Raw genomic sequence first — 15288 nt, 5'->3', positions numbered from 1 at the left:
ACGTGTATATCTTTCTTTTTTTGGATTGCTTAATATAGGTGTATATACCTTCTATATATAATGTAGTGAAAGACCTCTTTTTACGAAAAGAGGTCTTTTTGTAATTATTTCTAGAAATGTGGACAAACTAAGAACCATCACCTACTACTGTATGCTTGGGGTAAGAACATGATATAATCATAGAAATACTATAAGAGAGGGGGTAGTCCAATTGGGAAGGCGATATTGCAAATGGATCAAGTTGCTCAATTAACAACATATCATACTGTAATCAAAGTTCTTTGTAGGCTACCTTTTCTATACGGATGTATCACACAAAAAATGAACAAGGCTTTTTACAATTCTGGAGGTGAATCCCTTTTTTAAGGGAAATAATTGGACATTATTACGATCATTAATTTACTCATACTTGCTGTTTTAATCGTGTTAACTGCGTTTTTTGTTGCTTCTGAATTTGCTGTTGTAAAGATTCGGATGTCCCGGATCGATCAATTGATTGCAGAAGGTAACAAAAAAGCTCATTTGGCTAAAAAAGTAGCAAGCGATCTAGACTATTACCTTTCTGCATGTCAGTTAGGAATTACAGTAACAGCACTTGGACTTGGAGCTATCGGTAAACCTGCTGTAGAACGATTAATGTATCCTGTATTTGATCTATTGAATGTTTCAGCAGCTACCGCTTCGTTAGCTTCGTATGCGATTGCTTTTGCTTTAGTCACCTTTTTGCACGTCGTTATCGGAGAAATGGCTCCCAAAACGTTGGCGATTCAATTTTCGGAAAAATTGACGTTAATGCTTGCTCCTTATTTATACTGGTTCGGTAAAATTATGAACCCGTTTATCTGGGCTTTGAATGGTACTTCACGCGTGTTGCTACGCTCTTTTGGTGTAAAGCCAGCAGGTCATGAAGACATTTATTCTGAAAGTGAATTGAAGATTATTATGACTCAAAGTTTCCAGGGTGGCGAGATCAATCAGACCAAGCTGGATTATATGGAAAATGTGTTTTCCTTTGACGAACGAGTAACACGCGATATTATGGTGCCACGTACGGCACTGGTGACTCTTGATCTGAATATGACCGAACAACAGATTATTGCTACGCTGGATGAAAATTATTATACTCGCTATCCGGTTACTCAAGCGGGTGATAAAGACTTGATTCTTGGTGTAGTCAATGTCAAAAAAATGTTGCCTCATATTGTTGCTGGTCGAGAACATCAATTACAACAATTTGTGCGCACTCTTCCTTCGGTACAAGAAGCAACCCCTATTCAAGACGCTATGATTCGCATGCAAAAAGAACGTGTGCATATGGCGCTTGTGATTGATGAATATGGCGGTACTTCAGGTGTCATTACAATGGAAGATGTGTTGGAAGAGCTAGTTGGTGAGATTCGAGATGAATTTGATGCTGATGAAGTGGCTGATATTCAACCTATCGACGATACTACGTATTTAATCAATGGACGTACTTTATTAGATGAGCTTGAGAAGCAGTTCGGTATGACTTTTGAAAATGATGAAGAGATTGATACGATCGGTGGTTGGATTCAACATTATAAAGGAACCGATGTGCAAGTCGGTGAAGTATTAGAACAAGATGATTATGTATGGACGGTAACGGAGAAAGATCATTTACAGATCAAACAAGTACGACTTTATCGAGCATAATCTTTACCTATTTCATATGTATGGTTCGCCAAATTATAATTATACGGAGGTGAATCCCTCTTTCTGAGGGAAATCATTGGACGGAACAATTGGTTTAAATTTATTTTTAGTAGCTGTATTTATCGGCTTAACTGCTTTTTTTGTAGGAGCAGAATTTGCTATATTGAAAGTCAGGATGTCTCGAATCGATCAGTTGATTGAAGATGGTAACAAAAAAGCAGTACTCGCTAAAAAAGTAGCTCATGATCTTGATTACTATTTATCGGCGTGTCAGTTAGGTATAACGATTACAGCGCTAGTATTAGGTGCTCTTGGTGAGCCGACAGTAGAGAAAATACTGCACCCGTTATTTGATCAATTACAGGTTCCGGCGGCGCTATCGACTGTTCTTTCATATGCGATTGCTTTAGCTATTATTACTTTCTTACATGTGGTTATCGGTGAATTAGCACCCAAAACGTTGGCGATTCAATTTGCTGAAAAAATGACGTTATTGTTAGCTCCTCCACTGTACTGGTTCGGTAAAGTGATGTATCCGTTTATTTATATTCTAAATACTTCGGCTACCCTTCTACTGCGTATCTTCGGAATCAAGCCGGCAGGTCATGACTCGGTCTATTCTGAAGAAGAATTACGCTGGATTGTAGATCAAAGTTACGAAAGTGGCGAGATTAACAAAACCGAATTAAGTTATTTACAAAATATATTCACTTTTGATGAGCGGACATTAGAAGAAATTATGATTCCCAAGTCTCAAATTGCTACACTTGCTAAAGAAATGCCTCTTGCCGGGATTATCGAGATATTGGACGAATATGAATATACTCGCTACCCTGTTATCGACTTGGATAACCCGGATCATTTTATCGGATTTATCAATACCAAAGAATTATTAACAGCAGTAGCCGCAGGTCGCGATTACAAAGTAGCTGATTTTATTCATACGATGCCTCATTTCCCATCCACTTCTTCTGTTAAAGATGTATTGATTAAAATGCAACAAAGTCGTGTGCATATGGCAATTGCGATTGACGCATCCGGTCAAACGGTGGGTCTGGTGACGATGGAAGACATTTTAGAAAAAATTGTCGGTGCTATTCGAGATGAAGCAGATACAAGTGATCTTGTATTTGAACCCAAATCGATCTAATCTTGATCTGTAATACTGATACAAAAAAGGTCTCTAGCTCGTATAGAGACCTTTTTCTTTGTTTATTTATGATAGACATTAGAGAGTTGAATTAAATGATAATCAAGATCATATACATACATAGACAGTCGGTTCGATATTTTTGACTGTGAGTACAAGATGATATAATAAGCAATAATCACTAGCGACCGATCAAGGAGGTTTTACTTTGCATCCACATATTGAACTTTTGTTATCAGAAACATGGTCACAGCTTGAACCATTATATCTAGCTGAAAAAAAGCGTATTGATGAATTTCCAAGATACAGCCCATTACAAGCAGGGCTGCGCGATTATTTCAAAGTCGGGTATCGCAAAGGCAAATCCAGTTATAAGCAAGGTTCATTTTTTATCGAAGTGGAAGAACCTTTTTCATGGAGCGACTCCGCCTATACATGGGAAAGTGAAGTTTTTATTGATGATCTCTCCCCTACACTTTTACAAGAAGAATATGCACCTGCACTCCAACAACGTCTGCATACTTTATTTATGTCCGATGAATATGGTAGTCACTTTTTTGATTATCGTTTTACAGTCTCATTTGCATTTGAAAATGAACAAGGCGAACCGCTGTATGTACATACTGAACAATGGATCAATCCAGACAAATTACAATCGCTTCAACAAGCTCTGAATGATTTTATAGATCGTAAAATTAAGTCTGATCTGCCGGTATTGCCTCAAAAAGAAGATTTATTCTTTTTCGCTAATCTGATGTTAAATCAAGATGTAGTGCCGCTTGATGTACAGAATGTTTCATCGCTATTTGAGCATACAGATACAAAATTAATTACTTTCCGAGAATTATATAGTGATTGGCAATCCACTTCTAGACTGGCATTACTTCACTGGGCGAATGAAATCTTTTTACCGCGTTATTTCGATATCGAAAGTGAATATAATACGACATTACATCTCAAATCAGAAGATATGCTTCCTGCTATCGATGCAAAAGAATTGGAGTTATTGATCTATACGGCACTACGTATAGGTAAAAGTAATGCAGATCAACGCCAAACGTATCTAGAATATGCAGTTCAGTTACATTCAGACCAAGCAGAGATTTATCTTCGTCAAGGTAGTGGAACGATCGAAAGTGAACGAAAAACCGATCTTTTTCATGGCAAAGCCAATGATATTTTACAGACGATCCAGATCAAGTTGACTACAGAAGAGGAATCCAATTATCGGGAAGCATTAACTTATATTTGTGATCTGTTGCGTACAGGGTTCCCGCATGAATATCAATTAAAATATAGCAGTAAATCCAAAAGTTTGTTGCCTGTAAAAGGATTAGCCAAATCTCCTTCACATCGTTTTTTTGCTAATGCGTTGCAGTATCCAGCACTACATCCGTTAATTGCAGAGTATGGAGAACTGGCTATGCAGGAATTTGCATGGTATAGCGATGTAGAACCCGGTGAGAAGTCAGTGATGCCTGGAACATATGCTATATTAGGTCTGGGATTGTATAGTAGCGATTACTTTCCTTTATTGATCCAATATATGCAAATGGTCGATACAGAACATCAATCTGCACAAGATCATTATGCGGAAGCGTTAGTAGAGGCGCATGGAATGGATGTATCGCTTGTACCTGTGCTTATGTCTATTTTAGTAGCAAGCGGTCAATCTGCTAAACCGATTAAAGCTTGGACAGCATATATAGAGCGTCCTGAGATCATTCTAGCGTGGGATCAACAGCTTCAAACGATAGAAGATTACCAGCGTGATCAGGTGTTATACCGTTTGTGTGGTAGTGCCGCCAAGCAGAAGTCATTTATACAAAAAGCCGAAAAACTTCGTCCATCTAAAAGTTAAGTTATTTGGAAATCACTAGCCGACAGTGATCAAGAGGTAGCATCTATACCTATTCTAGCTTCTGTAGCGGTTCCGCAATCCTCTTCTCTATAATTGCTTAATATATAGTAGCTTCGAGCATAAGCCTGTACTTTCTTTGATCTAAAGAAGTACAGGCTTTTCTGTTCGATACTATCGTTCTCGGTACATGGTCTTGATAGATAATCTGGATAGCTTGATACATAGAAAAATCTTTATACCTAACGATTGTGAGTGTTCTCTTGTAACCTTGTAATAACGAGGTACACTATATCTAGATGCGATAACTATTTGAATAAAAAGGAGCAGACTTGATGATCTATATTGCTTTGCTACGGGGCATTAATGTCGGTGGGAATAACAAAATCAATATGAAAGCACTCAAAGTCACATTTGAACACGCAGGAATGAATCATGTCACTACTTATATCAACTCTGGCAATATTATCTTCTCCCACGCTACGCTGACTCATCATGAATTGTCAGAGCTTTTGCAACAAGCGATAGCGACAGATTTTGGTCTACAGATTAAAGTCATGATTCGAGATATCCTGCAAATACAAATCGTCATAGAGCACCTACCCGAAGCGTGGAGTAATGATGATCAGATGAAAAGTGATGTCTTTTTTCTCTGGGACGAGATCGATGATGAGTCTATTGTAGAGAAGCTTCCTCTCCAAGCTGGTGTAGGCACATTGATATACATACCGGGCGCTATTTTATTCGCAGTCCCTCGTGAAGATGCTGCCCGAAGTCAGATGAACAAATTGGTAAGCTCCAAATTATATCCGTTAATGACGATTCGTAATGTGAATACTACCCGCAAAATACTAGAATTCATGCAAGCCGTACAAGAGTAAGATTAGGATACACTTGGCTTATTTACTCGGTATATCTTACTATTTCTTTACTATTTATCATGTGATCCAGACTGTTTAGAGTCATACGGGAAATCAGACCACCAACTTTCGTTTTGGTTGGTATATTCTTGGAATGTATTTTTTTTACCGTATTGATGTAACAATTGATCAAATGCAGCCATTTTTTTAGGATTTTTCAAATGGGCATATGCTCTTTGTAGCGATGAATTACGCATAAGTGGTTTATAGGATGATACTTCCATTTCCCATGCTTCACGATGAACCCATTCAACTAGTGCCGGAGCATATTCAAGTGTCTCCAGATTTTTCAACTTTTTCATGCTGACTAATTCGATTTTTCTTAATTTGTTCAACTCTGTGAATGTAGGGAGTTCAGTAATATGAGGTAACCCTTCTAGATATAAATATTGTAATCCATACATAGCAGAGATCGGTTGAATATCATCTAACCCTTTAATTTGGGACAACCGCAAATATTGTATATCGGTCATCTTCTGCAATGCTTTCAGATTTCTTGTACCACCCCATATGATACCAAGAGACAACAATCGATAGAGATTAGTTACAAAATCTAATTGTGGCACTGAAATAGAATGTAATCCTAATCGTTCTAATGTGGTTAATTGCCCGATCACTTCAATATTTTTGTGATGACCATTGATAACTAATTCGGTTAGATGAGTAAAGCGTTCTAACACTTGTAGATCGGGCTTACGAGAAGATGTTTTGCCTAGTGTTAACTGTTCCAAATCTTCAGGGATTTCTTTTAAAAAATGAAATTGATCTAGCCGGTATATATTTATATGGAGTTGCTTCAATTGTTGAAGTGTTGTTATCGATTCGATATGAGCCATTTCCCCTGTACAATCAATCGATAAATTACGTAAAGCTGGCATTTGTTCGAGAAATTCAAGATCGCATACCTCATCATAAAATCCATATACTCGCAAGGTAATATCAGAGCGATCGGCAAATATTAGATCATTTAACTCGGTATACGTATCTGCCACTAGTGAATGATTATATTGAATGATTCGCAGTTCAGGCATATGTTGAAGTTGTTTTAACTCGGCGGTGGTTAATTCTTTTTCTACTTCAATAACACCTTCTCGAATTGTGCTATACACCGATCATCACCTCAGCTTAGTATTCAAGTTGTTCATACTCTGTTGCTGTCGCATAGCCATATATCCAGTAATCGTGCTCTTTTTTCACATATGGAATACGTAGCCTTTGCAATAAATTGACCCATTCAGCTTCAATAGTTAACGTATTCGGCGCTGTGTACTTTCCTGTATGTTCAAGTAAGCGAGGCTTCGCTCTTACCCATTCGACATTGTACCAAGCTGTGCTCAAGCTTTCCCAATCTCCTAGATAAAATACATCTTGTTCAAACTCTAACGGATAAGGTTCGGCTTCCAGTATATATTTACTCTGAAATGCGGGTGCAAACGCAAGCTCACAATAAATAGCTTCTGTTAAACTGTTCCATTTTGTATTGTTCATCACCGAAGTTAGTGAGCGCTGTTCTACTTCTGCTATCACTTTTTGCTTATGCAATTGTTGTGGATTGTCTCTCATCTAGAGATTCCTCCTCGTTGTGTAGAGATTATTGCTTATATTATCGCTATCTATTTCTTATAAATATTCGCCAAAATAATATGTTAATGCAGACGATGAGTACCGATCTTCACCTTGCCACATGGCTACTGCATTAAAGTCACCAGAACCTCCACGTAATTTGCGTGGTGTATCCAAAGGAACCAGCAAGCCAGCATATCCCCATATTTCCATGATCACATCACGTTCATGTTTATTAGCCGGAAAAAGGTCTTTCCAGCGCTTTTCTAATTTGCGTGCACCTTCATCTTCATTACATTCTTCTATAGCCTGGATCATCTGCTTTAGAATATGTACATCTTCCGGTGTAACCGTGATTGCTGAATGATAGTGTTCTACAAATAATTTCAAATCTAGCCAGCAATATAGTAAATGATTCAGACGGATACCACCCCACTTGATCCGTTCAAAATTCAATACATTGATATCAACATTAGTATACTGATCATCGGACATCAATCGGTTAAAGTTACAATCTCCACAACTGCTCGTATTTGCATGTACAGCGCGTCTTTCTTCATAAGTATGTAGCGGTAGATGAACGGTTAATGCCCAGCTAGATAATATACTACGCAAATGAGTTTGACGTGTCGAAAGACTATGTAAAAAAGCTTGCACTACCTGTTCTTTGGTAATCACTTCTTGATGCAAGCGATAGATGTCTTGAATAATAGCATCATGAGTGATAGAGAGCGGATCAAACATCATGCCTTTACTTTTAGCATAGTCAAATTCTTCACCTGCAAACGATGTAGGTGCTGATTTCCATCCTTGTGCTGACCAGTATGTGTTTACCAAAATCTTTTTCGCTTTTTTATCCATGATGTTCTCCTTTGCATTCACGATCTAATAATAGAGCCAGTTCTTTCCAGCGCGGATATTCTTCGTGTTCAGCTAGTTCCTGCTCTTCTTTTGCAAGCCAGTAGTCTGCTTCTAGTAATTCGTACATATCTAACTTAGTAATAGACAAACATAACGGATGCTTAGCAACTGTCAACATCGGTTCTGGACCATCATCCCAATTATATTGATGAACTATCGCATGCAATATAACCGAAGAATCGAGTTGTTCTATTTTTCTACATGCTACCGCCATATCTTCTTCATACAAAATAGAATCAAGCTGTTGTTCTTCTTGTGCTAGCAAAATAGACCGTACTGATCCCACTGTATCTAGTAACATATCCGCAATACCGGAATGATGTTGACGTGCAAAATTCCAGGGTGTCGCTAAAATACCTTGCTCTGAATCTAATCGTGCTCCTGCTTGAATCAAGGCAGTTATCAAAGCACTTTGTTTGAATTTAATCGCTTTTTTTAGAGCGGTATGTCCAAGTTTATCTTCTATTTCCAAATCAGGTTGCTTTTCCAACAGAAGCTGAATCGCTTCCAAAGACGAACGATTGGTAATCAATAACATCAGCGGAGTTCGACCACGTTCATCTTTTTGATTCACATCTAACGTCTGTACTGCTTGACGAAGCTGTTCTATATCTTGACGTTTTATTATGTCTTGCCAGTTCAATATCATATGCCTCCCTTGATGTAATAAACTATGTTGGTGAGATATACATAAATAAAGTATACATCTATAACACAACAGAATTGACAGCAGCTTGAGCGCATTGGAGTAGCGCTGTATACAACTGTTCTGAAAGGTCACGATATTGTTGTTCTAACTGATGACTATGCGCGCTATTCGCTGGATCGTCATTCCAAGATCCCATTCCTCCAAATACCCATGCTTTGTATACAGCATTCAGTAGACGATATGCTTCTTCGGCATACACTTCTGGCAATTCAAAAGCAAGCTTAGGAGCAGTCTGAGACCCTTGCAATATTTCTATCGCAGGATTAAAAAATTGCTGTTGCCAGAATGTCTGATCAATCTGCTCTGCAAAGATAGAGATTTGTTGCAATATATGGTGTAAATGAGCTTTATATTCGCTCAGCGGCTTAAATGCATATTGTTCTTGCCTGATGGCTTCATAAGGTTCTGCTGTATACGATACGTCCCACGTGACTTTAGAAGGCAGACGGTGCACCTGCCAGTTCGGTCTCCATACGATATCAAGTGCAGTTCCGATCGTTCTTACACCTATCGGCTTACCTCCGCCTACTAATCCACTACTTTGCCAGGATGAAGAGGGTGCCTGACTACTGACTAGCATTAAGCGCTGATATCCTGATTCTCGTAAATAATCTAACCATTTGATCCATAACAAGCTGTGCTCCTGATATTTAAATTGAACATGCATACTTTCTTGATAGATCAGCTCGGGATGAGAAGCATCTATACCCCGTATTAGATAAGCATTCCCTAATGCTGTAATCAATAATTGTTGATGAACTTCACCGTTCATATCCAATCTCCTTTAGTGTTTGATCATCCAACAGTCACAAGCAAGCAGTTATTGATTTGTTTCTATTTCAAAGGTATATTATCGCACAAAATAAGCCCACGATAAACGTGGGCTAGGTGACTCTTATCAAATCAAGTTATTGAACGGTAATGATCACACGTTGATAGTGTTTAAGTTGATGTTTGCCATGATCTTGTACTTCAGCAATCATATGAATCGTATCGCCTGCTTGAGCATCTGTAGGAACAGTGAACCCTACTGTATTCGTATCTTTACCTGTCAAAGCAATCGTATCTACTTGTTCACCTTTAGCTAACTTTTGATGTAGACCAAGCTGTAGATCGCCCGCCATAGTCGGTTCTACTTTTTCAGGTGTTCCTGTAAAGTCTTGATACGTATCGGCTTCAAAGTATCTCCACCACTTGTAGGTCAATTGATCACCGTCAGGGTCTGTTCCTTCAGCATGTAAAGTCATATGTTGACCCGGCATAGCCGTAAGATTTAACCCTTCTTTAATCGTTAATGTAGGATTATGATTCGCATCTGCATATTGATCCGCTACCGCCCAGTCTGCACGAGCTGCAAAATCATTTTGAATATCATCAAACCAACGCATTAATGAATATTCAGCTTCATATTGCTTGGTATAGATATCATAATCAAGAACAGTATTACGGTACAATGTGTCACTAACTTGTCCAAAGCGACCGCCCCATCCACCATAGCTAGGGTCTTCCATACTGCGTAGACCATTATCGATTAGATAAAAGAATGAAGGTGAATCACCTTCTGATATAAAGTCATACTTTTTGTACTGTGGATTGTTAGCTAAATAATCTGTACTACCACGTTGTTCTTCTGCAAGTTCTCCGTCGATCATTTTACCATCGCCCATCAGTGCATACATATCAAGCAATTTGCCATGATCCTTCTGAATATTTTCCACATTCCATGATCCTTGCAATTTGTCATTTACTTTATCGGTATGCATTTTCCATGCATAAGCGAAATGCCAGAAATTCGATTGGTCATTGATAATACGAATATTGGGCCAGTTTTTGGCAATATATTGGGTATAGCTATCATCTTGATCAAGAATAATATAGAGCACTAATTTATCGCTTACTTTTTTCTGAATATCTGCCCATTCAGCTGTATCTTTGTATTTCTCTTCAATCGATTGAAGTGCTCTTGCTGTTGTATTTGTTCCACCCCATGTCTGTACATATAGATCACGTCCATCATCATCTAAAAATAACTGTTCAAGAAATTCAGAACCTTCGGTTACTTTTTTCATTTCGCCTTTATCTGAGATATTACCAATCTTCGTGACACTGCGAATATAGTCAGGCGTAGGATAACCCTCTGCTTGTTTGCTCAAGTTAGGATAAATCTTTTCATAAGCATCTATCATATCAAATACCCATTGTGTACCTGTCCAGCGAAAAGGCTTAATTCCTGCTTGCTTATCTCCTGCATAATGATACACAGAACTGGTCAATACGATACCTTCAAGATCCATTTCATTGGCATATAATAAAAAGCGAATAACCGAGTTCATATCATCCACTTCACCATCTGTAGTGATCACTGTTCGAGCTTTAGTGGCTTTATTTGCGGCAGGTGTAGTTACTGTAGTCTCTGTCTCTGATGTGGTCTGCTGATTGGTGCTTGCTTGAGGTGTTGCTTGATTACAAGCAGTTAATGTCCATACGCATAGAAGACTAACTATTCCTACTTTGAGCCAGTTTGCTTTTTTCATCATAAATCCCCTTTTCTAATTGCTGATCGAATCAGTTGCCTGAGAACGAAAAAAAACCTAAATACATGTATCCCCCATACGTATGGGCGGTACATATACTTAGGTTTTGCCTGCATCATCAGTCACAATCCGTATCCGTACAATATCATGTTCATTTCTAAATGTAAACGGTTTATTATATAGACAATAAAAAAAGCTCCTTTGCTATCAAAACAAAGGAGCTTGCTTATTATACTTTTGCTTTGCTTACTTTGATACGGTTGATTACAAATGTAATGGCGAATACTACAACCAACAGAACAAAGAATGTAGCATGTCCCATATGATAAATGCCTGCTGTGTCTAGAATCATTTTAAGCCCGATAATCGCGATAAGTACAAATGCTGCATTCTCAAGTTCAGGAATTTTATCCATCAACTTCAGAATGAATCCAGCGACTAGACGCATCATCAAGATACCCAATAATCCACCCGCAATCAGAATCCACGGGTTAGGAGATACAGCAAACGCTGCTAGAATTGAATCGATAGAGAATGCGATATCCATCATCTCTACAGTAATGATTGTACGAACAAAAAGACTCATACCGGTCTTAGCAAGTAATTTCTGTAGACCGCCTTCTTCTTCACTTTCATCATCGCCGTCTTTACTTTTGAATTTATCCCAAAAGTGTTTGAATGCAATCCAGAGAAGATACGCTGCACCGATATATTTAACCCATGCGATCTGCACAAGATAAATACCGACTCCAATAGCGATAATACGGAAAATGTAAGCTCCCCACAAACCATACAATAGCGCTTTTTTACGCTGGTGAGCAGGTAGTTTGTTAACGATAGCTGCTAATACCAATGCGTTATCCGCAGATAGCAGACCTTCGATAATCACAAGGGATAGAATAAATCCCCAGCCTACAGGTGTTGCGAATGCTTCTAAAAATGTACTCATTTCAAACAAATGACTATACGTCATTACCGCACAACCCTCTCTCTTTTCTAAATGTTTTCAAAAAATCAGATGAAGAAAAATAATTTTCTTCTATCACGCACACTATATTGTATTTGCTACTCCTATAAACTCATAAATATACTACATATTTCCTTGTTGTCAATCTGTCAATATGAACAGACATATTATCCAAATCGTGTTATCCAAGTACAAAAAAATGAATATATTATGCTATAGTCTGAAGCAAATAAAATATCATTTGAACTTACGTTATATGGATCTGATTCTTTTTACATATAAGAAATGCAACTTTTTGAATAATACGTTGGAGAAGGCAAATGGTTTCTTTTTTATTTCAAAAAGAATCTATATCCTTTTTTTCGAATGTCATGTAGGTAGATATGAGCTAAAACACATGATAAAACCTCTATGCCTATACAGATGTATAAACATAGAGGTTAGAAGATAGAGATTATAATAATGCTGGAGATCGATTAACGATTAGTTGCTGATTTTTTAAATAATAATCCATCAACAGACCAGCTTCTTGTATTCGCTACAGCCAAGTAAAGAGCAATTACGATATAAGTGATATCTAATTCGTATCCTGCCATTTGACCATTGCCCATCAGACCTGCGGATAACTTCGCTGTAAAAATAGCACCTAACAAAATAACAATAAATACGATAGAGATATAACGTGTCAATAGACCAATAATCAACATAATACCACCCACAACTTCGATCGTACCTACAACGTAAGCCATAAATCCTGGAATGCCTAGACTTTCAAAAAATCCAGCTACATTGCCGAATCCCATTTGTACTTTGCTAATCCCATGTGCTAGGAACAAAATTCCTAGTACGACTCTCATAATTGTTGTAACGACGTTAATTTTCATCATTAACAGCTCCTTTTTATTTTCTAATAGTTACTTTTATACTGTAACTTTTATTTTGTAACTATAAAGCAATATAAACATAACTGTCAACAAAAATATTATTATTATAAATAAAATATTTCTATAACTAATAAAAATGTTTCGTTTTTAGTTGCTACGGTTTATTACTTGTTGTTACAATAATGCGTAATATACTGTGAAGAAATGTGAGGAATTGGTATGAATATAGGGGCTATGATTCGTTCGATTCGTAAGCGTAAAAATATAACGATTGCTGAAATATGCAAAGAAACAGGATTGTCTCAAGGATTTATGAGTCAGGTAGAAACCAACAAAACATCCCCTTCGATCAATACATTGGAACATATTGCGCAGACGCTACAAGTGCCTTTAAGCTATCTGTTATTACAGCAAGAAGAACGGATGACTGTCGTTCGTAAAGAAGAACGAGAATTAACTTCAAGCGGCCCTGACCAACTCAAAGTCTCTCATTTGGGTCATACCTCGAATATGCAAATGATGTTAGTCGAAGTGCCTCCAGGAACGTCTACAGGAGAAGTGCCGATAGCGCATCAAGGTGAAGAAGTGCATCTGGTCGTTAAAGGAACGATTTATGCAGAACAAGGCGAAGATCAATTCGAGCTACATGAAGGCGATTCATTTAGTTGGAACGCTTCTGTACCGCATCGGGTGAAAAATATCGGCGAAGATACTGCTATCGTGCTTATTTCTGTATATAAAGAGAAGTAAAAGAAACATTATTTTATACAGCGTTAATACCCTACTAACATATGAAGTCTATAATTTAGCTTATCAATACTCTTGCTGAATATTTACATTTTTTTGTTATGACTATGTAAGTGTTCAACAAAATCTACTACTTTGATGTAGCTAAAGGATGGCTTATGTTATGGGAATTCATGCATATTTTCGATCACTCAATGAATTAGAACGTATTATTCGTTGCCCGGGTAAATTTAAGTTTGAAGAACACAGTGTATCTGCTCATTCGTGGAAAGTAGTACAATATGCCAAAACGCTGGCTGATATCGAAGAAAAACATGGTGTTACTGTCGATTGGAAAAAGTTATACGAGATTACCAGTAGTCATGATTATGGTGAAATTTTTATCGGAGATATCAAAACACCGGTCAAGCACTCTTCGATGGAACTGCGTAAATTGATCCAACAGGTAGAAGAAGGTATGGTACAGCATTTTATCGAGGAACATATTCCGGAAGAATTCAAAGCGATATTCCGTCAGCAATTACGTGAAGGTAAAGACGAATCAGTCGAAGGTTTGATTTTGGAAGTGGCGGACAAAATGGATCAGGTCTATGAAGCTTTTGCAGAATTGCAACGTGGAAATACCGAAAAAGAATTTATCGTCATGTATCGCAATGCACTCGTCAAAATCAAGCATATTGAATTACATTGTGTTGATTATTTTCTCAATGAGATTTTGCCGGATATGGTTAACGAAGAATCATTATCTCCGATTGATATCAAACGCATTACAGAAGAAGCACTGGCACTATAACCAGCACTTCCCCCTGCTCTCTTACTCTTATGAGAGTTTTTTGCGTTGTATACATATAACATTCTGTTACGTGTAGGTAATACTTATCGAAGAACTAGCAGAACGAGGATCATACGATGAACTAATGCTGCCATAGGCTACTTTATATTCGATATAAGGATAAGGTTTGGAGCGCCGAACATCTGGTTTACGTTCTAGTTCTTGGCGGAGCAAAGCATCATGTTCTTGCTTGCGTTGCAACTCTTTTGCTTCTGTCCAATCGTCCCAGGATTGACCATACTTTGGATGAGAAATGCTCATCATCGTCATGCGAAATACTGAATTTTCGAATAACAAAGACACTGAGAATACATGAGAACTAATCGGCACGTCTTGAAAATAGTACCATACATAACCATTATTCATATCTCGAATTTCTGTAAAATAATCGTTATACCATTGAGATTGTAATACTTGTTCTAACGTCAGTGCTGGATATATTGCTCGTTCTTGATTCACCTCTAACTCGCCTGCAATCCAATTGCTCATCAATAGACTCCTTTCTCTATACTGTACATGTTCACTTTGA

The 15288-nt window shown here is 37.8% G+C and carries 15 protein-coding genes; 6 read left to right on the top strand and 9 right to left on the bottom strand.

Features of this window, described 5'->3' with window-relative positions; translation table 11 throughout:
- Nucleotides 1-375: 375 nt before the first annotated feature.
- The 4 genes from QCD85_RS12535 (at nucleotide 376) to QCD85_RS12520 (ending at nucleotide 5563) form a co-directional block, all read left to right on the top strand.
- Complete coding sequence (locus tag QCD85_RS12535; protein ID WP_301262814.1) at nucleotides 376-1674, top strand: hemolysin family protein; 1299 nt, start codon at nucleotides 376-378, stop codon at nucleotides 1672-1674.
- A gap of 76 nt (nucleotides 1675-1750) precedes the next feature.
- Nucleotides 1751-2824 carry a hemolysin family protein gene (locus QCD85_RS12530; protein ID WP_273613207.1) on the top strand — a complete coding sequence of 358 codons (1074 nt, stop codon included), beginning with the start codon at nucleotides 1751-1753 and terminating at the stop codon, nucleotides 2822-2824.
- A gap of 208 nt (nucleotides 2825-3032) precedes the next feature.
- Entirely contained in the window at nucleotides 3033-4685 is a 1653-nt protein-coding gene (locus QCD85_RS12525; protein ID WP_301262813.1) for a DUF6138 family protein, read from the top strand.
- Between the two features lie 332 nt (nucleotides 4686-5017).
- Nucleotides 5018-5563, top strand: a complete 546-nt coding sequence (locus tag QCD85_RS12520; RefSeq protein ID WP_301262812.1) for a DUF1697 domain-containing protein — start codon at nucleotides 5018-5020, stop codon at nucleotides 5561-5563.
- Nucleotides 5564-5613: 50 nt separating this feature from the next.
- On the opposite strand, the gene QCD85_RS12515 is transcribed toward QCD85_RS12520, so the two are convergent.
- From QCD85_RS12515 to QCD85_RS12480, 8 genes are all read right to left on the bottom strand, one after another.
- Nucleotides 5614-6711 carry a hypothetical protein gene (locus QCD85_RS12515; protein ID WP_301262811.1) on the bottom strand — a complete coding sequence of 366 codons (1098 nt, stop codon included), beginning with the start codon at nucleotides 6709-6711 and terminating at the stop codon, nucleotides 5614-5616.
- Nucleotides 6712-6727: 16 nt separating this feature from the next.
- Nucleotides 6728-7165 carry a DUF6678 family protein gene (locus QCD85_RS12510; RefSeq protein WP_301262810.1) on the bottom strand — a complete coding sequence of 146 codons (438 nt, stop codon included), beginning with the start codon at nucleotides 7163-7165 and terminating at the stop codon, nucleotides 6728-6730.
- 57 nt (nucleotides 7166-7222) lie between these two features.
- A complete protein-coding gene (locus QCD85_RS12505; RefSeq protein ID WP_274172155.1) occupies nucleotides 7223-8026 on the bottom strand; it encodes a hypothetical protein in 804 nt (267 codons plus the stop codon).
- A complete protein-coding gene (locus tag QCD85_RS12500; RefSeq protein WP_301262809.1) occupies nucleotides 8019-8735 on the bottom strand; it encodes a DUF4274 domain-containing protein in 717 nt (238 codons plus the stop codon). Before QCD85_RS12500 ends, QCD85_RS12505 begins: the two co-directional genes overlap by 8 nt.
- A 58-nt stretch (nucleotides 8736-8793) precedes the next feature.
- Nucleotides 8794-9567 carry a hypothetical protein gene (locus QCD85_RS12495; protein WP_301262808.1) on the bottom strand — a complete coding sequence of 258 codons (774 nt, stop codon included), beginning with the start codon at nucleotides 9565-9567 and terminating at the stop codon, nucleotides 8794-8796.
- Nucleotides 9568-9703: 136 nt separating this feature from the next.
- The gene (locus tag QCD85_RS12490) at nucleotides 9704-11329 is read right to left on the bottom strand and encodes a DUF1593 domain-containing protein (protein WP_301262807.1); all 1626 of its coding nucleotides are present in this window, start codon (nucleotides 11327-11329) and stop codon (nucleotides 9704-9706) included.
- Between the two features lie 229 nt (nucleotides 11330-11558).
- The gene (locus QCD85_RS12485; protein ID WP_204823128.1) at nucleotides 11559-12302 is read right to left on the bottom strand and encodes a TerC family protein; all 744 of its coding nucleotides are present in this window, start codon (nucleotides 12300-12302) and stop codon (nucleotides 11559-11561) included.
- A gap of 470 nt (nucleotides 12303-12772) precedes the next feature.
- On the bottom strand, nucleotides 12773-13183 hold the full coding sequence (locus tag QCD85_RS12480) for a DoxX family protein (RefSeq protein WP_274172150.1): 411 nt from the start codon (nucleotides 13181-13183) through the stop codon (nucleotides 12773-12775).
- 216 nt (nucleotides 13184-13399) lie between these two features.
- On the opposite strand from QCD85_RS12480, the gene QCD85_RS12475 reads away from it, so the two are divergent.
- Both QCD85_RS12475 and QCD85_RS12470 read left to right on the top strand, forming a co-directional pair.
- Nucleotides 13400-13930 carry a helix-turn-helix domain-containing protein gene (locus tag QCD85_RS12475; protein WP_274172149.1) on the top strand — a complete coding sequence of 177 codons (531 nt, stop codon included), beginning with the start codon at nucleotides 13400-13402 and terminating at the stop codon, nucleotides 13928-13930.
- Between the two features lie 160 nt (nucleotides 13931-14090).
- Nucleotides 14091-14720: a YfbR-like 5'-deoxynucleotidase gene (locus tag QCD85_RS12470; RefSeq protein ID WP_301262806.1), complete on the top strand. Its 630-nt coding sequence runs from the start codon at nucleotides 14091-14093 to the stop codon at nucleotides 14718-14720.
- Between the two features lie 66 nt (nucleotides 14721-14786).
- On the opposite strand, the gene QCD85_RS12465 is transcribed toward QCD85_RS12470, so the two are convergent.
- Nucleotides 14787-15248, bottom strand: a complete 462-nt coding sequence (locus QCD85_RS12465) for a hypothetical protein (protein ID WP_301262805.1) — start codon at nucleotides 15246-15248, stop codon at nucleotides 14787-14789.
- Nucleotides 15249-15288: the final 40 nt, after the last annotated feature.

Source organism: Paenibacillus sp. PsM32 (assembly GCF_030433815.1).
Classification (GTDB): Bacteria; Bacillota; Bacilli; order Paenibacillales; family Paenibacillaceae; genus Saccharibacillus; species Saccharibacillus kyungheensis.
The sequence above is the reverse complement of the archived record's forward strand: the minus strand, read 5'-3'. Positions and strand labels throughout refer to the sequence as shown.

Bases quoted from the DNA above. Each gene is read 5' to 3' on its own strand.
- QCD85_RS12520 (WP_301262812.1), top strand. From the start codon at position 5,018: ATGATCTATATTGCTTTGCTACGGGGCATTAATGTCGGTGGGAATAAC.
- QCD85_RS12510 (WP_301262810.1), bottom strand. From the start codon at position 7,165: ATGAGAGACAATCCACAACAATTGCATAAGCAAAAAGTGATAGCAGAA.
- QCD85_RS12505 (WP_274172155.1), bottom strand. From the start codon at position 8,026: ATGGATAAAAAAGCGAAAAAGATTTTGGTAAACACATACTGGTCAGCA.
- QCD85_RS12500 (WP_301262809.1), bottom strand. From the start codon at position 8,735: ATGATATTGAACTGGCAAGACATAATAAAACGTCAAGATATAGAACAG.
- QCD85_RS12495 (WP_301262808.1), bottom strand. From the start codon at position 9,567: ATGAACGGTGAAGTTCATCAACAATTATTGATTACAGCATTAGGGAAT.
- QCD85_RS12490 (WP_301262807.1), bottom strand. From the start codon at position 11,329: ATGAAAAAAGCAAACTGGCTCAAAGTAGGAATAGTTAGTCTTCTATGC.
- QCD85_RS12485 (WP_204823128.1), bottom strand. From the start codon at position 12,302: ATGACGTATAGTCATTTGTTTGAAATGAGTACATTTTTAGAAGCATTC.
- QCD85_RS12480 (WP_274172150.1), bottom strand. From the start codon at position 13,183: ATGATGAAAATTAACGTCGTTACAACAATTATGAGAGTCGTACTAGGA.
- QCD85_RS12475 (WP_274172149.1), top strand. From the start codon at position 13,400: ATGAATATAGGGGCTATGATTCGTTCGATTCGTAAGCGTAAAAATATA.
- QCD85_RS12470 (WP_301262806.1), top strand. From the start codon at position 14,091: ATGGGAATTCATGCATATTTTCGATCACTCAATGAATTAGAACGTATT.
- QCD85_RS12465 (WP_301262805.1), bottom strand. From the start codon at position 15,248: ATGAGCAATTGGATTGCAGGCGAGTTAGAGGTGAATCAAGAACGAGCA.